Source organism: Streptomyces sp. NPDC006208 (assembly GCF_040613775.1).
In the GTDB taxonomy this organism is placed as follows: domain Bacteria; phylum Actinomycetota; class Actinomycetes; order Streptomycetales; family Streptomycetaceae; genus Streptomyces.
Window position 1 is genome coordinate 1 of the sequence record NZ_JBEXSW010000004.1, and the last position, 17,367, is coordinate 17,367.

Consider the following 17,367-nt stretch of genomic DNA (forward strand, 5'->3'; position numbering starts at 1 on the left):
CAGGCTCTCGCCTCGGGCTCGCGGGTGGCGGTGCAGGCGCTGCGGGGCCGTGGTGGGGTGGGCAAGACGCAGCTGGCGATCGAGTACGGTCACCGGTTCGCCGGGGAGTACGAGCTGGCCTGGTGGATCCGCTCCGAGGAACCCGCCCTGATTCCCGACCAGTTGGCCCAGCTGGCGGTCAAGACCGGAGCCGCACAGGCCGATACGGCGCCGACGGAGGCGTTGGAGGCACTGGCGGAGGAGCTGCGCACGCGGGGGCGGTGGCTGCTGGTCTTCGACAACGCCGAAGACCCCGCAGCGCTGGCCCCGTATCTGCCCGGCGGGAACGGGCATGTGCTGATCACCTCCCGCAACCCCCACTGGCAGGACCACGCCACGGCCATGGCGGTGGACGCCTTCGCCCGCACCGAATCAGTTGGGCTGCTTCAAGCCCGCGTCCCGGGCCTGGCCGAGCATGATGCGGACCGGCTTGCCCAGCAGCTGGAGGACCTGCCGCTGGCTCTGGTGCAGGCCGCCGCCCTCCTCGCCGACGGCCTCACCCTCCCCCAATACCTCGACCTGCTCCAGGAGCGGATCAGCGAGGTCCTGGACGAAGGCCGCCCCGACACCTACCCGGTCTCGCTGGCCGCCCAGATCCGCCTGAGCACCCAGCACCTGGCCCGCACACAACCTTCAGCGCTCGCGGTGCTGCAGGCTTGCGCGCTGCTTGCACCCGAACCCTTCCCCCTGCACACCTGCACCCGTCCCGTCACCGACCCGCCACCGGCGCTGGCCGGGCTGCTGGGCAAACCGCTCGCAGCCCGCACGGCCCTGCGGGCCCTTGCCGGGCAGGGTCTGGCCCGTATCCAGGACGGCACGGTGCAGCTGCACCGCCTCACTCAGGCCGTGATCCGCGACCAGCTCACCCCGCCCGAGCACGCGGATGCGGTCCGGGCCGCCGAAACCCTCCTGACCGCCGCCTACCCCGGCGACGCAGCGGACCCGGCGACCTGGCCCGCCTGGCCCGCGCTGATCCCCCACCTCCTCACCCCCGATCCGGCCGACCTCACCACCGACGCCGGCCGGAACGCGGCGTACGAGGCCTGCTGGTACCTCATGGACCGCGGCAACACCCCCACCGCCCTGCCCCGCCTGCAACAGCTGCACCACACCTGGACCCAACAACTGGGCCCCGACCACCAGCACACCCTGTGGTCCGCCACCTACCTCGCCCGCGCCTACGACGACACCGGCGACCACGCCCAGGCCCGCATTCTGGACGAGGACACATTGGACCGGCAGCGGCGGGTGCTGGGCGAGGACCACCCCAACACCCTGAACTGCGCCAACAACCTCGCCATCCGACTGGCAGCACTGGGGGAACTCGAGGCCGCACGCACCCTGGCCGAGGACACGCTCGCCCGGCAGCGGGGGGCCCTGGGTGAGGACCATCCCGACACCCTGAGCAGCACCCACAACCTGGCCATCTGGCTGGCGGAGCTTGGACGGACGGACGAGGCCCGCGTCCTGGCCGAGGACACGCTCGCCCGGCGGCGGCGGGTGCTGGGCGAGAACCACCCCAACACCCTGAACAGCGCCCACACCCTGGCTGTCCAGCTGGCGGAGCTTGGACAGACGGACGAGGCCCGCACCCTGGGTGAGGACACGCTCGCCCGGCGGCGGCGGGTGCTGGGCGAGAACCACCCCGACACCCTGAACAGCGCCCACAACCTGGCCATCGATCTGGCGGCGCTGGGGGAAGTTCAGGCCGCACGTGCCCTGGTCGAGGACACCCTGCACCGGCGGCGGCGGGTGCTGGGCGAGGACCACCCCAACACCCTGAACAGCGCCAACCAGCTTGAAGAGCTACGCGCTGACGAGTCCTCCTGAATTGAACGCCACGATTGCCGGGATGGCCGACTGACAAGGGCGGGCGGAAATGCCGCCACGCTGGGGTCGTGGTTGCCGATCTTCCTGATCCGTAGGCGCGGGCACCCCCGGATGCAGGGCCCGGGAGCGAGCGCATCCGGGGCTGTGGTGCAGCAGTCGGCAGCGCCGTCTTTCCGTGGGTGTGCGCCGATGTGCGTGCACGTTGATGTCAGCAGTGGATGTCAGACACGTGGTTGCGGGGCGGGTGACAGTGCGGTGCGGGCGGCGGAGAGGACCTGCTCGGACAGCGGGGAGTCCTTGGTGGCGCGGGCCAGGAGAAGGGCGCCGAGCATGGTGCACAGCCGGGCGATGCCGTCCTCGTCGTCGGTGGCGAGCCACTGGGTGAAGTCCTGTACCCCTTCGGTGTAGGTGCGGCGCGCCCCGTGGTCGCCACTGTGCCGGGCCATGTCGGTGGCGAGCGCGGCGACGGGGCAGCCCGAGGCGGGGTTGTCCCGGTGCCGGACGGACAAGTATTCGTCGATCAGGGCCTGCTGGGCCTCGACGCGGCGCCCCTCGTGCTCGTCGAGTGTGGTGGCGTGGTGCTCGGCCAGTTCGCCGACCGCGTGGATGACCGCCTCGTCGATCAGAGCCTCCTTGGAGGCGAACTGCTTGTAGAAGCCGCCGTGCGTCAAGCCGGCCGCCTTCATCAGATCCGCGACGCTCACGCCCGTGCCCTGCTCGCGGAACAGCTGCGAGGCCCGCTCCACGACCCGCTGGCGGTTCGCCTGTGCCTGTGCATGTGAGACGCGACCCATAGGACACCTCCTTTTTGGATGTCGGACGACATCTATCGTACGATACCGCTTAGATTACCTGCATCATCTATTTTGGGCACTCCCCTCCCCTCATCCAAGGGCGCGCCCCCTACACGGGAGACATTTCATGGCCACTCGCCTCGGCCCGGCCGCCGAAGCCGACCTGACCACCGCCTCCTCCTCGACCGCGCCACCGGTCCGGCTCTGGCTCCAGCCGGCCGTGATCGCCCTGGTCGTCGTGGCGGCCTTCGTCGGCTGCTACGTCGGTCTGCAGCGCAACCCCCAGCCGCACCGGGTACCGGTGGCTGTCGCCGGGCAGGAGCTTTCGGGCGAGATACGCCAGGTCCTTGGTGACAGCGTCGATGTCCATCCTGTCGCCGACGCCGCCACGGGGCGCGCTGAGCTGGAGAGCCGCGATGTCGTGGCCGCGCTCAGCGGCCGCGCGGACTCCGACCGGTTGCGCCTGGAGGTCGCCGGGGCCAACGGGCAGTCAACGACGACGGCTGTCAAGAGCCTGATCGGCGCCTATGCCCACGGGTCGAGCCAGCGCCTGACCACGGTGGACGTCGTCCCGTTCGCCCGTTTCGACTCCCGTGGACTGGCCGGGTTCTACATGGCGTTCGGCGTCACACTGGCCGGCTTCGTCCTCGCCCAGAACGCCCTCGGGCTCGCGAACCATCTGCACCTGCGCCACCGGTTCTGGCTGCTGTCCGGCGCCTCTGTGGCCATCGGCATCGTCGCCACCGTCATCGCCGGACCCATCCTCGGGGCGGTGCCCGCGCCGGTGATGCCGCTGGCCTTCGGCTTGACCCTGCTTGCCGCGGCAGCCGCGTTCACCACCAAGCTGCTGGGCACCTACCTCGGCCCGGTCGGCGTGCCGGTCGCCACCCTTTTGCTGCTCACGGTCGGCAACTCCACCAGCGGAGCCACCATCGGCCCGGACCTCCTGCCCTCCGCCGCTCGCGCCGTCTCCGCTCTGCTGCCACCGGGCGCGGCCGTCCGCGCCGTGACCGACCTGAGCTACTTCCACGGCGCGCAGGTGGTGCAGCCATTGGTCACCCTCGCGCTGTGGGCGGTGATCGCCGCGGTCCTGGTGAGCCTGCGCCCCCACCTGAGGCGGCGGCGCACTCGGGTGACCACCTGACCGTGGCCGTGGAGCCGACCGCCCCAGCCACGGCGGGCCTCCCCCACCGTCAACCCTTCGCTGTAGGCGTGCGGCCGGCGGTCGGGTTGCCGTGGGGCGAAGACAGGAGCGGCGCCCGGCCGACGGGCCGCGCGCTGCCGCGCCGTGCGCGGCAGAAGCGCCTTGATGAAGTGGAGCAAGTTTCACCGGCAGGGACGACGATGGGCCCGGCACCGAGAGGCGTCGAGCCCGTCGTCGTCGGCCCGGTCCCGGTCAGGTAACGACCAACTCTCCTGTCACTCCTGCCCCGTAGAGTCGAACGCACTCTGGGGAGGGGACTGCAGTCATGCGCAGTGGAGCGAAGGTCGCCGTCATCGGCGGCATATTTGCCGTGGTCGCGGGGGGCGTCGGCTGCGGGGGCTACAACCTGTTCAACGGGCTGACCGGCAGCGGGGACGGGCCGGGGACCACGGCCGAGGCCACGACGAAGAAGACCGGGCCGCCCAGCGCCGACGAGATCGAGACAACCGCGAAGGACTTCCTCGCGGCATGGGCCGCGGGTAAGGGGCCCGAGGCCGCACAGCTGACCAACAACGCGGCCGACGCCGAGCCGCTGCTGACGGGGTACAGCGAGCAGGCCCATGTGTCCGACGCGGTGATCACGCCGGGGCCCGCGGTCGGCGCGAAGGTGCCGTTCACGGTCAAGGCGACGGTGGCGTACGCGGGCAAGAGCAAGCCCTGGACGTACGACTCCGAGCTGACCGTGGTGCGCGGACTGACGACCGGCAGGGCGCTGGTGGACTGGCAGCCGGCCGTCGTCCACCCGAAGCTGACCAAGGGCGCTTCGCTCACCACGGCCGAGGCGTCGGCGGCTCCGATCAAGGCGGTCGACCGCAACGGTGTGGAGCTGACGAAGGAGAAGTACCCCTCGCTCGGCCCCGTTCTGGACGCGCTGCGCGACAAGTACGGGGACAAGGCGGGCGGCACGCCCGGTATCGAGCTCGCGATCACCTCCGCGGACGCCGGTGTGCCGGACCAGTCACTGCTGACGCTGACCAAGGGCAAGGAGGGCAGGCTCCCGACCTATCTGGACGCCAAGGTGCAGGCAGCCGCCGAGCAGACGGTGAAGAAGTACGCCAAGGCCTCGGTCGTGGCGGTCGAGCCGAGCACGGGCCGTATCCGGGCGGTCGCCAACAACCCGGCGGGCGGCTACAACACAGCGTTGCAGGGCGGTCAGGCGCCGGGCTCCACGATGAAGATCGTGACGGCGGCGATGATGCTGGACAAGGGGCTGGTGAACGGCCCGGACTCACCGGTCGAGTGTCCGCCGACGGTCGACTGGGAGCGGAAGTTCCACAATCTCGAGGACTTCTCGATCCCGAACGCGACGCTGCAGCGGGCCTTCGCGCGCTCGTGCAACACGGCCTTCATCAAGCCGGTCAAGCCGCTGGGCAACGCCGCGGGGACGGCACTGGGCGACACCGCCCGGAAGTACTTCGGCATCGGCCTGGAGTGGCAGACCGGCGTCGTGACCCGGGACGGGTCCGTGCCCGAGTCGACCGGCTCGGAGACCGCCGCCTCGTACATCGGCCAGGGCAGGATCCAGATGAACGCCCTGAACATGGCGTCCATCTCCGCGACCGTGAAGGGCGGGGCGTTCAAGCAGCCGCTGATCGTCCCGCTGGCCCTGGACGGCCGCGAGCCGGCCACCGCCCAGCCGCTGCCGGCCGGCATGGCCCAGACCCTGCGGCAGTTGATGGGCGCCGCCACGCGCGGTGAGGGGACGGCGGCGGCCGCGATGGCCTCGGTCGGCGGGGACAAGGGCGCGAAGACCGGTTCCGCCGAGGTCGACGGACAGGGCGACTCCAACAGCTGGTTCACCGGATACGCCGACGACCTCGCCGCAGCCGCGGTGGTCGACTCCGGCGGGCACGGCGGCAAAGCGGCCGGCCAGGTGGTCGCCCAAGTGCTGCGCGCGGGCTGACGGCCAAGGACCGGAACCGACTCGCATGGCCCGTACAGCTACCGCTAGCGTGCGGGCCATGAGCACTCACGACACCGCCGGCGCCCATCCCCGTTTCGCCGAGGCTCTGCGCGAGCTCGGGCTGGACGTACCGGTACGGCGCTTCCCCGACGCCACGCGCACCGCGGCGCAGGCGGCCGAGGCCATCGGCTGCGATGTCAGCGAGATCGTCAAGTCGCTGATCTTCGAGGCGGACTCGGTGCCGGTACTGGTCCTGATGGACGGCTCGTCCCGGGTGGACGTCGAGCGGGTGCGCCACGAACTGGGCGCGGAGTCGGTGAAGCGCGCCGACGCCGATCTGGTGCGGGAGACGACCGGGTACGCGATCGGGGGCGTACCGCCGTTCGGCCACCGTACGCGGACCCGGGTGCTGGCCGACCGGGCGCTGCTCGACCACGACGTGGTGTGGGCCGCGGCCGGGACCCCTCACACGGTCTTCCCGCTCGCCCCCAAGACGCTGATCGCACACGCGGGCGGCACGCTGGTGGACGTCCGCGAGCGCACGGCGTGACGGTCTGGGTCGCCGCGGCGGTCCTGACGGCGGCGGTCACGCACGCCGGGTGGAACGCCATGGCGCACACCATCAAGGACCAGGTGATCGCCTTCACACTGATCGCCGGCGGCGCCGCGGTGATGGGGGCGCTGCTCGCCCCCTTCGTACCGTTCCCGCAGGCGGGTGCGTGGCCGTATCTGATCGTCTCCGCGCTGGTGCACGTCGGTTACCAGGCGCTGCTGATGCGGTCGTTCAGCCTCGGTGACTTCGGCCAGATGTATCCGATCGCCCGCGGTACGGCTCCGCTGGCGGTGACCGTCCTCGCGGCGCTGTTCGTCGGCGAGCGGATCGGCGGCTGGCAGCTGGCGGGGGTGGTCCTCGCCTCGGCGGGCCTGGTGGGCCTGGCGCTGTGGGGCATCCTCCCCCTGGGCACGGGGGCCCGGGAGACAGCCCCGGGCTCCGGACAGCGCCCGCACTGGCCTGCGCTGCTCGCCGCCCTCGCGACCGGTCTGTCGATCGCCGCGTACACGGTCGTCGACGGTGTGGGCGTGCGCACCTCGGGTACGCCGATCGGCTACATCGCCTGGCTGATGATCCTGGAGGGCACCCTCGTGCCCGCGTACGCGCTGTACCTCCACCGGGGTGCCCTGGGGGCGAGGCTGCGACCGTACGCGGCGCGCGGCCTGCTCGGCGCGGCGATGTCGATGCTGGCCTACGGCCTGGTGCTGTGGGCGCAGACCCGCGCCCCGCTCGCGCCCATCGCGGCGCTGCGCGAATCGTCGATCATCGTGGGCGCGGCGATCGGCGCGGTGTTCTTCAAGGAGCGCTTCGGTGTACCCCGGATCGCCGCGGCAGCGGTGATGGTGGTCGGCATCGGTCTGATGCTCAGGGCGGGCTGACGAACCGCGGAAGGCCCTCGGAGCGTCCACTTCGCCATGAACGCGATCTCGTCCTGGATGGGTCAGCTGGTGCGCTTCGGCCTGCTGCAGGCCCGCTGCTGCGCCTTCGCCGTCGCCCTCGTCGCCGGTATCGCGGTCTCGGGCCTGCTGCCCGAACTGCCCGTCGCGCGCTACGACCTGGTGCTGCTGTACGGGATCGGGCTTGCGGTGCTGGCCAGGAAGGTCGGGTGGGACAGCGCGCGCGACACCGCGGTCATCGCCGGGTGCCATCTGATCGGGCTGCTCTTCGAGCTGGTGAAGGTGCGGATGGGCTCGTGGAGCTACCCGGAGGAGGCGCTGACCAAGGTCGCGGGCGTGCCGCTGTACGGCGGCTTTCTGTACGCGGCCGTGGGCAGTTACGTCTGCCGCGCCTGGCATCTGTTCGATCTGCGGCTGGACCGCTATCGCCCGCGGATCATGGCGGTTCTGGCCGGTGCGGTCTATCTGAACTTCTTCAGCCACCACTGGCTGCCCGACGTCCGCTGGGCGCTGGCGGCGCTGCTGCTGTGCGCGACCGCAGGGACCTGGGTGCGCTTCCGGGTGGGCGAGCACGACTATCGGATGCCGCTCGCGCTGTCGTTCGTGCTGATCGGATTCTTCCTGTGGGTGGCGGAGAACATCGCGACCTACGCGGGCGCCTGGAGCTACCCGGACCAGCTGGCGGGCTGGCAGCCGGTGTCGGTGGCGAAGTTCGGGGCGTGGGCGCTGCTGATCACGGTCACTTTCGTGCTGGCGGCGGGAGCGGGGGCGGGCCGCACGCCGGGCGCCGCGCGGCCGGCCTAGCGGTCGTCGTCCTGTTCGGCCGCTTCCGCGGCGAGCGCCTGCTGGAATCCCGTGTTGACCGCGAGCAGCCCTCCGTCCACCCGCAGTGTCGTGCCGGTGATCCAGGCCGCGTCCCGCGAGGCCAGAAACGCCACCGCCGCCGCGATGTCCTCGGGCTCGCCGACCCGGCCGAGCGGGTAGAGGCGGCTCAGCGTCTCGAGGGCCGCATCGCGGCCCTCCCAGGCACGGGTACGGATCGTGCCCGGCGTGACCTGGTTGACGCGCACTCCGCGCGGGGCGGCGTCTCCTGCCAGGGTGCGGGTCAGCGAGGCGAGGCCTGCCTTGGCCGCGCTGTAGGCGTGGTTGCCGAAGTCCTGTTCACCGTTGACGGAGCCGATGTTGACGATCGCGCCGCGGCCGCCTGCCGCCAGGTGCGGGAGTGCGGCGCGGGCGCACCGGAAGGCGCCGGTCAGGCAGATGTCCAGGTCCCGGTGCCAGGTGTCGTCCGGCTCGTCCTCGAAGCGAGGAGTGTCCGTGCCGCACGAGAAGGCGTTGTTGACGAGCACGTCGAGGGCGCCGAAGCGCCGCACGGCGTACGCGACGGCCGCCTCGACCGACTCGCGGTCCGCGACGTCGCAGCGGAAGGAGTCGGCGCCGGGGATCTCCCCGGCGGTCTTCGCCGCGCACTCCGCGTCCACGTCCGCGATCAGGACCCGTGCGCCCTCGGAGGCGAGTCTGCGCGCGATCGCGGCGCCGATGCCGCGGGCCGAGCCGGTGACCAGGACGCTGTATCCCTCGAATCGCTTCACAGCACGGAACGTACCGCCCGGACGAGCGCCTGGGCACGGGGATCGGCGGTAACTCCCTTGCGCATGCCGTTGGTCACGTAGCCCAGTGCGACACCGGACTCGGGGTCGGCGAAGCCGAGGGAGCCGCCGCGTCCGGGGTGGCCGAAGGAGCCGGGGCCGAGCAGCGGCGACGCGGGGCCGTGCAGCATGAAGCCGAGGCCGAAGCGGGTGGGGACGAACAGCACCTTGTCGGGGCCCACGGACTCCTCGGTGCGGGCGAGGGTGAGCGTGGCGGGGGCGAACAGCCGGTGTCCGCCGTCGACCGCGCCGATCGTCGCGGCGTAGAAGCGGGCGAGCGCACGAGCGGTGGAGATGCCGTTGGAGGCGGGGAGTTCGGCGGCCCGGTAGGCGGGGTCGTTCTCGTCGGGCAGCGGGTGGATGGCCTCGAAGGCGCGGCGGGTCAGCGACGCGGGGTCGCGGTAGGCCTCGGTGACCGCGCGCTTGGGCCGGAGCTTCAGACCGCCGCCCTCGGCGGTGGCGGGCTCCTCGACGGGCCCGATCCGGCCGACCCGGTGGGCCTCCTCGGGCGGCAGGCCTGTCCAGAAGTCCAGGCCGAGCGGGCCGGCTATCTCCTCGGCGACCCAGCGACCGATGCTGCGGCCGGTGACCCGGAGGACCAGCTCGCCGAGCAGCCAGCTGTAGGTCTGTGCGTGGTAGCCGTGGGTGGTGCCGGGCTCCCAGGCCGGGCGCTGGGCCGCGAGCGCCGCGGGTCCGGTGATGCCGTCCTCGGCCTCGGCGGGCGTGAGCGGGCGGTCCAGTACGGGCAGCCCGGCGCGGTGCGAGAGCAGTTGGCGTACGAGGACACGTTCCTTGCCGGCCGCCTTGAACTCGGGCCAGTAGGTGCCGACCGGGGCGTCCAGGTCGATCTGGCCGCGCTGGTGGAGCAGCAGGACCACGGCCGCGGCGACGCCCTTGGTGGCGGAGCGGACGATCTGAGCGGTGTCGAGAACCCAGGGCTCGGTGCCGTCGACGTCCCGCGTACCGGCCCACAGGTCGACGACTTTGCGGCCGTCCCGGTAGACGGCGACAGCCGCGCCGCGCTCACCGCGCTGCTCGAAGTTGCGCACGAAGGCGTCCCGGACGGCTTCGAAGCCGTCCGCCACCGTGCCGCGCACGTCCACCGGCGCGCTGTGTGCGCCCACCGTGCCGTGCACGTCCACCGCCCGGTTGCCGGCGTCCGTCACCGTGCCGCGGGCCGCCGTCACGAGATCGTCGTGGGCGGCCATCGCGTCTGTACTCCCGCTCATCCCCCCATGGTGCAACGTGCTTCCGAGCGCCCTGCCCCCGGGGCGGGCTCAGCTCAGCATGATGGAGACGTCGATGTTGTCGCGGGTGGCGTTGGAGTACGGGCAGACCTCGTGCGCCGCGGACACCAGCCGCGTCGCCAGCTCCTGGTCGACCAGCGGCAGGGAGACGCTGAGCGCGACGGCCAGCCCGTAGCCACGCGCCTTGTTGGGGCCGATACCCACCTTGGCGGCGACGGTGGACCCGGTCAGGTCCAGGCCGGCCCGGCGCCCGACGAGGACCAGCGCATTGTGGAAGCAGGAGCTGTAACCGGCCGCGAACAGCTGCTCGGGGTTGGTGCCCTTGCCGTCGCCGCCGAGCGCGGGCGGCATGGCGAGACGCAGCTCGATCTGTCCGTCATGGCTGGTCACATAGCCGTCACGACCGCCGTGCGCGGTGGCCTCCGCCACGTACATGATCTTCGTAGGCCGGCTGTCGAGTTGCTCGCTCACGATGCGTCCCCGAGGTGATGGCAGGGCAGTGCCGCTGGACGGGAGAATTACATTGCGCACAATGTATCTGAGCGAGCGCGCTCTTGTTACTCCGGGGTACGTTTCGTTACCGCTCCGAGGCGTCCGGCGCGGTCGACGTCCCCGCCTCCGCCACGCGCTCGGCCAGCCGGTGCAGATCCGCCCGCAGCCGCGCGATCTCGGACGCCTGGAGACCGGTGCTCACCAACAGCCTGGCCGGCACCTGCTCGGCGCGTTCCCGCAGCGCCCCGCCCGCGTCCGTGAGCAGCAGCCGCACCGACCGTTCGTCGGTCGCCGAGCGCTCGCGCCGCACAAGACCGGCCGCCTCCAGCCGCTTGAGCAGCGGTGAAACGGTGCCGTAGTCGAGCTTCAGCGCGGCGCCGAGCTCCTTGACCGCCACCTCACCCCGCTCCCACAGCACCAGCATGGCGAGGTACTGCGGATAGGTCAGCCCGATCTCGTCGAGAAGCGGGCGGTAGGCGCCGGTCACGGCGCGCTGCGCCGCGTACAGCGCGAAGCACAGCTGATCGTCGAGCAGCAGCGAAGCCGCTGCTGCCGTCCCCCTCTGGTCCTGATTCACGCGGACATTGTCACGGACTTCGGGTCGAAGCCGAACGGCAGCTCCAGCCGGTGTGCCCGCATCAGCTCCTCGTCGCACAGCAGCCCCTGCGTGGACCCGTCGGCGGCGATCACCCCGGCGCTGAGGATGACCGAGCGCGGGCACAGCTCCAGCGCGTACGGCAGATCATGGGTGACCATCAGCACGGTGACGTCCAACGAGCGCAGGATGTCGGCCAGTTCACGGCGCGATGCCGGATCGAGATTCGACGAGGGCTCGTCCAGCACCAGGATCTCCGGCTCCATCGCGAGCACGGTGGCGACGGCGACCCGGCGGCGCTGCCCGAAGGAGAGATGGTGCGGCGGCCGGTCGGCGAACCGCTCCATGCCGACCCTGGTCAGTGCCGCCGTCACCCGGGCCTCCAGCTCGGCGCCACGCAGGCCCGCCGCGGCCGGACCGAAGGCCACGTCCTCCCGGACCGTGGGCATGAACAGCTGGTCGTCGGGGTCCTGGAAGACGATCCCGACCCTCCGGCGGATCTCCGCAAGGTTGGCCCTGGCGACCGGCAGCCCGGCCACGGTGACCGAGCCGACGCCCCCGCCGAGGATGCCGTTGAGGTGGAGGACGAGCGTGGTCTTGCCCGCGCCGTTCGGGCCGAGCAGGGCGACCCGCTCGCCGCGCGCGACCGTCAGATCGACGCCGAACAGTGCCTGATGCCCGTCGGGGTAGGCGTAGGCGAGGCCCCTGACGTCCAGGGAGGCGGGGGGCGATGTGGTCATAGGGTCCATCCCAGAAGACAGACCGCGAGCGCGGTCAGCGGCAGTGCGGCGGCCGAGGCCCACTGGACCCGGCTCGCCCGCACGTGGTCGAGCACCGGCATGGTCCCGGTGTATCCCCGGCTGACCATCGCGAGATGCACCCGCTCACCGCGCTCGTAGGAGCGGATGAACAGGGCACCGGCCGACGCGGCGAGGACGCCCCAGTGGCGTACGCCGCGGGCCTCGAAGCCGCGCGACCGGCGTGCGATCGACATCCGGCGCATCTCGTCGGTGATCACATCGCTGTAGCGGATCATGAAGGATGCGATCTGGACCAGCATCGAGGGCAGGCGCAGCCGCTGGAGCCCGAGCAGCAGTTCGCGCAGTTCGGTCGTCGAGGCGAGGATCACGGAGGCGGCGACGCCGAGGGTCCCCTTGGCAAGGATGTTCCACGCCCCCCACAGGCCCGGGACGCTGAGCGAGAGCCCGAGGGCCTGGACCTGCTCGCCGGGCACGACGAACGGCATCAGCAGCGCGAAGGCGACGAACGGGATCTCGATGAGCATCCGGCGCAGCATGAAGCCCGCCGGGACACGGGCCACGGCCGCGACGGCGGCCAGCAGCACCGCATACAGTCCGAAGGCCCAGACCGCCTCGCGTGGCGTGGAGACCACCACCAGCACGAAGCCGAGCACGGCGATCAGCTTGCAGTGCGCGGGCAGACCGTGGACCGGCGAGTGCCCGTGCCGGTAGAGCCTGTGGGCGTGGCCCGAACCCATGTCAGGCCGAGGTGCTCGGTACGGCGCTGGGTCCGGCGTCCTCGGTACGCCGCCTCCGCACCACGTAGAACACCCCGCTGCCCACGACGACGGTGGCGCCGACGCCGATCACACCCGCGAGGCCGCCGGAGGCCCTGGCGTCGGAGATGTCCTTGACGCCGTAGTCGGCCAGCGGCGAGTCGGCGGCGGCGTGCTCCTCGACCGACGTGTCGAAGCCCTTGTCTGCGGCGACCTTCTCCAGGCCGTCCGGATCGGCGGACGCGTAGAAGGACACGAATCCGGCCAGGACCAGGGAGGTGGCGAGGCCGGCGAGCCAGACCTTGCGCGGGGAACGAGGGGCGGCCGGAGCGGGGGCGTCGGCCGGAGCGTCCACCAGCTCGCCGCCGACCCTGAGCTTGAGCGGGGCGGACAGGCCGCGCGCGCCGTACACGAGGTCCGGCCGCACCGCGAGGACGGCACCGACGGTCAGCATGGTGATGGTGGCCTCGCCGATACCGATCAGGGTGTGCACACCGACCATGGCGGTGAAGACGGACCCGATCGGGACCTCGGTGACCCCGCCGACCGCGTAGATCAGGGTGAAGGCGGCTGCGGAGGCCGGGACGGAGACCAGCGCAGCGGCGAAGGAGGCGGCGGTCACCGAGCGGCGGGTACGGGGCAGGACCGCGAGCAGGCCACGGAACAGCCCGTACGCCACGAGGACAGTGATCACGCCCATGACGGTGATGTTCACGCCGAGCGCCGTCAGGCCGCCGTCCGCGAAGAGGATGCCCTGCATCAGCAGCACGACGGCTATGCACAGGACGCCGGTGTACGGGCCGACGAGTACGGCCGCGAGCGCGCCTCCCAGCAGATGTCCGCTGGTGCCCGCCGCGACGGGGAAGTTGAGCATCTGTACCGCGAAGACGAATGCGGCGACCAGGCCGGCCAGCGGCGCGGTGCGTTCGGCCCCCACCAGTGCGACCGTGGCTCCGCCCAGTTCACGTCGGGCGCCGCGGAGGCTGACGGCGACGGCGCCTGCGGCGACGACTCCGGCGGCCACCGAGGCAGGTGCGTCGATGAAACCGTCAGGGACATGCATGGGGTGCTCCGCTTCGGACAGATGGATAACCGTCCAATGATGAACCTTCCTGCAAACGACTTGCAAGAGCGCACTACTTACAGAGCAGGCAGGTTTCAAAGCGGAAAATATGCGACATTAGATGACAAACAAGACCAAACACTAGATCGGACGAGTGTGAGGAGCGCCACATGCCCGCCGCCGTCGAAGAACACGCCCGGGGCCGGATAGTCACCGACGCTCCTCAGTACCGATCCGTGCACGTGTGCATGATCTACGATCCGGCCGAACCGCAGGCCGTGAGCTTCGCCTTTCCCAGCGGCCGGGAGTGGACCTTCCCCCGCGCGCTGCTGGAGACCGGCCTGCGTGTGCCGGTGAGCGTCGGCGACATCAGCGTCTGGCCGTGCGGCCGGGTGCAGGCGGTGGTGGAGTTCCACACACCCGACGGTGTCGCCGTGGTGCAGTTCGACGCCAAGACGCTGATGCGGTTCCTGAGCCACACGTACGCGGTGGCCGCACCCGCAGCCACTGGCTGACGGATACGGCCACCGGGTCCGCGACGTACCCCGTCCCCACGGTGCCGTCGCGCCGGGGGCCCGCTCAGCCGGTGCTTTCACCGGCCCCGGCCGGCGCGCATGCCGCGCCGGCCAAATGCCCCCGGGGTCCGATTCCCGCGCCCGGCGATCAGGCGCGCGCCAACTCGCGCTCCTCGCCCCCGTCCACGGACGTCGCGGCGAGTTCCTTGTTCAGCTTCTCGCCCTCCACGTCGACATTGGGCAGCGCCCGGTCCAGCCAGCGGGGCAGCCACCAGGCCTTGTGGCCCAGCAGGGCGAGCACCGCCGGGACGATCGCCATCCGGACCACGAAGGCGTCGAAGAAGACCGCGATCGCGAGGCCGAAGCCGATCATCTTGATCATCTGCTCGCTGGAGCCGATGAAGCCGGAGAAGACAGCGATCATGATGATCGCCGCCGCGACGACCACCCGGGCGCTGTGCTGGAAGCCGGTGACGACGGCCTGGCCTGGCCGCTCTCCGTGGACGTACGCCTCCCGCATCCGGGTCACGAGGAACACCTCGTAGTCCATCGCGAGACCGAAGACCACGCCCACCATGAAGATCGGCATCATCGACATGATCGGGCCGGTCTGCTCGACGCCGAAGAGCGAGCCGAGCCAGCCCCACTGGAAGACGGCCACGACCGCACCCAGCGCCGCGACGACGGAGAGCAGGAAGCCGAGGGCCGCCTTGAGTGGCACCAGCACCGAGCGGAAGACCACCATCAGCAGCAGGAACGCCAGGCCCACGACGAGCGCCAGATAGGGCAGCAGCGCGTCGTTCATCCGCTGCGAGAAGTCGATGTTCATCGCGGTCGCACCGGTGACCAGGACGTCGTCGTCGCCGGCGTCCCGTATCGAGTGGACGAGCTCCTCGGTGGCGACCGAGGACGGCCGGTCCTTCGGGATGACCGTGATCATCGCGGTGTCACCGGCCTTGTTGAGGGTCGCCGGGGTGACGGCGGCGGCGCCCTCGATGCCCTGGATCACCTCGACCGTACGGTCCGCCTTCTGCCGGTCGCCGTCGACGACAACCATGAGCGGGCCGTTGAAGCCGGGGCCGAAACCGTCGGAGAGCAGGTCGTACGCCTTGCGCTGAGTGGTGCTCGTCGGCTGTGAGCCGTCGTCGGGCAGGCCCATCTCGAGCGACCCGGCCGGAACGGCGATCGCGCCGAGACCCAGCACACCGGCGAGCAGTACGACCACCGGGCGGCGCAGCACGAAGCTGGCCCAGCGGGTGCCGGCGTTCGGCTTGTCACTGATCTGCTTGCCCTTGCGCACCTTGCGGCCCAGCACCCGCTTGCCCGCGAAGCCGAGCAGGGCGGGGATCAGGGTGAGGGCGATGAGGACGGCGATCACGACCGTCCCGGCCGCGGCGAAGCCCATCTTGGTGAGCATCGGGATGTTGACGACGGCAAGGCCCACCAGCGCGATGACGACGGTCAGTCCGGCGAAGACGACCGCGGAGCCGGCGGTGCCGACGGCCCGTCCGGCGGCGTCCTCGTGCTCGCGTCCCTCGGCCAGTTCGGCGCGGTAGCGGGAGACGATGAACAGCGCGTAGTCGATACCGACCGCCAGACCGATCATCGTGGCCAGCGTGGCGGTGGTGGAGCCCAGGTCGAGGACGTTCGCCAGCGCGGTGATGGTGGAGATCCCGATGCCGACGCCGATGATCGCGGTGAGCAGCGGCAGTCCCGCCGCGACCAGGGAGCCGAAGGTGATGACGAGGACGACTCCGGCGATGATCACACCGATGATCTCGCCCGCCCCGGTCTCGGGGGCGGCCTGCAGCGCATCGCCGCCGATCTCGACGGTCAGCCCGGCCTCCCGCGCCTCGGCACCGGTCTCCTGGAGCTCCTCACGCGCGGCGTCGGTCAGCTCCATGCCGTTGACCTTGTACGAGACCGAGACATAGGCGGTCCTGCCGTTCTTGGAAACGGCGCCCGCCGCGTACGGGTCGGTGACCGACGCGATCTGGTCGGAGCCGGACTTCAGCTCGCGGACCGCCTTGTCCACCTCGGCCCGGTTGGCGGCCTCGGTCATCTTCTCGCCGCCCGGGGCCTTGAAGACCACCCGGGCGGTCGCGCCGTCGGCGCTGCCACCGGGGAAGCGTTCGTCGAGCAGGTCGAAGGCCTTCTGGGCCTCCGTACCCGGGATGGAGAAGGAGGAGGAGGTGGCGGTGGACGCGGAGGCCGCGCCGACCCCGGCGAGTACCAGCAGCGCCACCCATATGAAGGCGACGAGTCGGCGCCGCCGGAAGGCGGACCGTCCGAGTGTGTAGAGATACGTGGCCACGAGTACGGGCTCCCGGTCAGGTCGTTGGGACGAGGGCAGGCATGACCAGCCCGACGACGTGAGCGGTGCGTGTCAGGTAGGACTTTGTCGGTGGTGCGATCGGGGAGGGGAGCTCAGACGCCAGGGGCGGGGAGACCCAGTGCGGGGAGCATCACGGCGTCCAGGTAGTCGCGCAGGAAGTCCTGAGTCATGGGCTCGTCCTTGATCAGCGGGTGGGCGACAAAGGCGCCCACCAGCATGTGCGACAGGTACTTCAGCGCGGGGTTGTCCGCGGCGATCTCGCCGCGGTCGATCGCCCGCTGCAGCATGGTGTCGAGTCCGGTCATCTCGGGTTCGATGAACAGCTCGCGCAGTGCCTGGAGCAGATCGTCGTTCTCGTGGACCGCCCGGGAGAGGCCCCGCACCAGCGCGGTGTCCCGCTCCATCTGGCAGTCGTCCGACTGTTCGACCATCTCGTGGAAATCGCCACGCAGGCTGCCGGTGTCGATCTGCGAGATGTCCACCGGCTTGCTGTGCCGCAGCGACATGGCGACCAGCTCCGGCTTGCTCCCCCACTGGCGGTAGAGGGTGGCCTTGCTGGAGCGGGTACGGGCGGCGACGGCGTCCATGGTCAGGGCGTCGTAACCCACCTCGCGCAACAGGTCGAGCACGGCGTTGTACAGCTCTGCCTCACGCTCGGGGGTGAGCCGGCTGCGTGTCATGACGGTCTCCTTCCCGGGCATCAGCCGAACGAAACGGTTTCGTACACCTCGAAGGT

At 71.1% G+C, this 17,367-nt stretch carries 17 protein-coding genes; 7 read left to right on the forward strand and 10 right to left on the reverse strand.

Going from position 1 to position 17,367, the window contains the following annotated elements; translation table 11 throughout:
* A partial coding sequence (gene fxsT, locus ABZ208_RS03815; RefSeq protein ID WP_356907961.1) for an FxSxx-COOH system tetratricopeptide repeat protein occupies positions 1-1,869 on the forward strand: 1,869 nt, incomplete at its 5' end.
* Between the two features lie 221 nt (positions 1,870-2,090).
* Here fxsT and ABZ208_RS03820 read toward each other — a convergent pair.
* Positions 2,091-2,663, reverse strand: a complete 573-nt coding sequence (locus tag ABZ208_RS03820) for a TetR/AcrR family transcriptional regulator (RefSeq protein WP_356907962.1) — start codon at positions 2,661-2,663, stop codon at positions 2,091-2,093.
* A gap of 127 nt (positions 2,664-2,790) precedes the next feature.
* On the opposite strand from ABZ208_RS03820, the gene ABZ208_RS03825 reads away from it, so the two are divergent.
* The 5 genes from ABZ208_RS03825 to ABZ208_RS03845 all read left to right on the forward strand — a co-directional run bounded on the left by ABZ208_RS03825 (position 2,791) and on the right by ABZ208_RS03845 (position 8,023).
* Positions 2,791-3,807, forward strand: a complete 1,017-nt coding sequence (locus ABZ208_RS03825; RefSeq protein ID WP_356907963.1) for a hypothetical protein — start codon at positions 2,791-2,793, stop codon at positions 3,805-3,807.
* A gap of 325 nt (positions 3,808-4,132) precedes the next feature.
* A complete protein-coding gene (locus ABZ208_RS03830) occupies positions 4,133-5,770 on the forward strand; it encodes a penicillin-binding transpeptidase domain-containing protein (protein ID WP_356907964.1) in 1,638 nt (545 codons plus the stop codon).
* A 58-nt stretch (positions 5,771-5,828) separates the two neighbouring features.
* A complete protein-coding gene (locus tag ABZ208_RS03835; protein ID WP_356907965.1) occupies positions 5,829-6,320 on the forward strand; it encodes a YbaK/EbsC family protein in 492 nt (163 codons plus the stop codon).
* Complete coding sequence (locus ABZ208_RS03840; protein WP_356907966.1) at positions 6,317-7,201, forward strand: EamA family transporter; 885 nt, start codon at positions 6,317-6,319, stop codon at positions 7,199-7,201. Before ABZ208_RS03835 ends, ABZ208_RS03840 begins: the two co-directional genes overlap by 4 nt.
* A gap of 36 nt (positions 7,202-7,237) precedes the next feature.
* Positions 7,238-8,023 (forward strand): DUF817 domain-containing protein, encoded by a 786-nt coding sequence (locus tag ABZ208_RS03845; RefSeq protein WP_356907967.1) that lies wholly within the window; start codon positions 7,238-7,240, stop codon positions 8,021-8,023.
* Here the strand turns inward: ABZ208_RS03845 and ABZ208_RS03850 are convergent.
* The 7 genes from ABZ208_RS03850 to ABZ208_RS03880 form a co-directional block, all read right to left on the reverse strand.
* Entirely contained in the window at positions 8,020-8,811 is a 792-nt protein-coding gene (locus tag ABZ208_RS03850) for an SDR family NAD(P)-dependent oxidoreductase (protein ID WP_356907968.1), read from the reverse strand. The two genes, ABZ208_RS03845 and ABZ208_RS03850, sit on opposite strands and share 4 nt — an antisense overlap.
* Positions 8,808-9,971, reverse strand: a complete 1,164-nt coding sequence (locus tag ABZ208_RS03855; RefSeq protein WP_356908164.1) for a serine hydrolase domain-containing protein — start codon at positions 9,969-9,971, stop codon at positions 8,808-8,810. Before ABZ208_RS03855 ends, ABZ208_RS03850 begins: the two co-directional genes overlap by 4 nt.
* A gap of 174 nt (positions 9,972-10,145) precedes the next feature.
* On the reverse strand, positions 10,146-10,550 hold the full coding sequence (locus tag ABZ208_RS03860; RefSeq protein WP_356908165.1) for an organic hydroperoxide resistance protein: 405 nt from the start codon (positions 10,548-10,550) through the stop codon (positions 10,146-10,148).
* Between the two features lie 142 nt (positions 10,551-10,692).
* The gene (locus ABZ208_RS03865) at positions 10,693-11,184 is read right to left on the reverse strand and encodes a MarR family transcriptional regulator (RefSeq protein ID WP_356907969.1); all 492 of its coding nucleotides are present in this window, start codon (positions 11,182-11,184) and stop codon (positions 10,693-10,695) included.
* Positions 11,181-11,942, reverse strand: a complete 762-nt coding sequence (locus ABZ208_RS03870) for an ABC transporter ATP-binding protein (protein ID WP_356907970.1) — start codon at positions 11,940-11,942, stop codon at positions 11,181-11,183. The genes ABZ208_RS03865 and ABZ208_RS03870 overlap by 4 nt, the downstream gene beginning before the upstream one ends.
* Positions 11,939-12,700 (reverse strand): cobalt ECF transporter T component CbiQ, encoded by a 762-nt coding sequence (cbiQ, locus tag ABZ208_RS03875; RefSeq protein WP_356907971.1) that lies wholly within the window; start codon positions 12,698-12,700, stop codon positions 11,939-11,941. Before cbiQ ends, ABZ208_RS03870 begins: the two co-directional genes overlap by 4 nt.
* A gap of 1 nt (position 12,701) precedes the next feature.
* The gene (locus ABZ208_RS03880) at positions 12,702-13,781 is read right to left on the reverse strand and encodes an energy-coupling factor ABC transporter permease (protein WP_356907972.1); all 1,080 of its coding nucleotides are present in this window, start codon (positions 13,779-13,781) and stop codon (positions 12,702-12,704) included.
* 170 nt (positions 13,782-13,951) lie between these two features.
* Between ABZ208_RS03880 and ABZ208_RS03885 the strand changes: the two genes are divergently transcribed.
* Positions 13,952-14,296, forward strand: coding sequence for an SsgA family sporulation/cell division regulator (locus ABZ208_RS03885; RefSeq protein ID WP_356907973.1), 345 nt, complete (start codon positions 13,952-13,954; stop codon positions 14,294-14,296).
* 148 nt (positions 14,297-14,444) lie between these two features.
* On the opposite strand, the gene ABZ208_RS03890 is transcribed toward ABZ208_RS03885, so the two are convergent.
* Together ABZ208_RS03890 and ABZ208_RS03895 are read right to left on the reverse strand one after the other, a co-directional pair.
* Positions 14,445-16,610, reverse strand: coding sequence for an MMPL family transporter (locus tag ABZ208_RS03890; RefSeq protein ID WP_356907974.1), 2,166 nt, complete (start codon positions 16,608-16,610; stop codon positions 14,445-14,447).
* 113 nt (positions 16,611-16,723) lie between these two features.
* Positions 16,724-17,311 (reverse strand): TetR/AcrR family transcriptional regulator, encoded by a 588-nt coding sequence (locus tag ABZ208_RS03895; RefSeq protein WP_356907975.1) that lies wholly within the window; start codon positions 17,309-17,311, stop codon positions 16,724-16,726.
* Between the last annotated feature and the right edge of the window lie 56 nt (positions 17,312-17,367).

What these genes read in the sequence shown, in the direction of transcription:
- ABZ208_RS03820 (WP_356907962.1), bottom strand. Translation starts at nt 2,663, where the DNA reads ATGGGTCGCGTCTCACATGCACAGGCACAGGCGAACCGCCAGCGGGTC.
- ABZ208_RS03825 (WP_356907963.1), top strand. Translation starts at nt 2,791, where the DNA reads ATGGCCACTCGCCTCGGCCCGGCCGCCGAAGCCGACCTGACCACCGCC.
- ABZ208_RS03830 (WP_356907964.1), top strand. Translation starts at nt 4,133, where the DNA reads ATGCGCAGTGGAGCGAAGGTCGCCGTCATCGGCGGCATATTTGCCGTG.
- ABZ208_RS03835 (WP_356907965.1), top strand. Translation starts at nt 5,829, where the DNA reads ATGAGCACTCACGACACCGCCGGCGCCCATCCCCGTTTCGCCGAGGCT.
- ABZ208_RS03845 (WP_356907967.1), top strand. Translation starts at nt 7,238, where the DNA reads ATGAACGCGATCTCGTCCTGGATGGGTCAGCTGGTGCGCTTCGGCCTG.
- ABZ208_RS03860 (WP_356908165.1), bottom strand. Translation starts at nt 10,550, where the DNA reads ATGTACGTGGCGGAGGCCACCGCGCACGGCGGTCGTGACGGCTATGTG.
- ABZ208_RS03870 (WP_356907970.1), bottom strand. Translation starts at nt 11,942, where the DNA reads ATGACCACATCGCCCCCCGCCTCCCTGGACGTCAGGGGCCTCGCCTAC.
- cbiQ (WP_356907971.1), bottom strand. Translation starts at nt 12,700, where the DNA reads ATGGGTTCGGGCCACGCCCACAGGCTCTACCGGCACGGGCACTCGCCG.
- ABZ208_RS03880 (WP_356907972.1), bottom strand. Translation starts at nt 13,781, where the DNA reads ATGCATGTCCCTGACGGTTTCATCGACGCACCTGCCTCGGTGGCCGCC.
- ABZ208_RS03885 (WP_356907973.1), top strand. Translation starts at nt 13,952, where the DNA reads ATGCCCGCCGCCGTCGAAGAACACGCCCGGGGCCGGATAGTCACCGAC.
- ABZ208_RS03895 (WP_356907975.1), bottom strand. Translation starts at nt 17,311, where the DNA reads ATGACACGCAGCCGGCTCACCCCCGAGCGTGAGGCAGAGCTGTACAAC.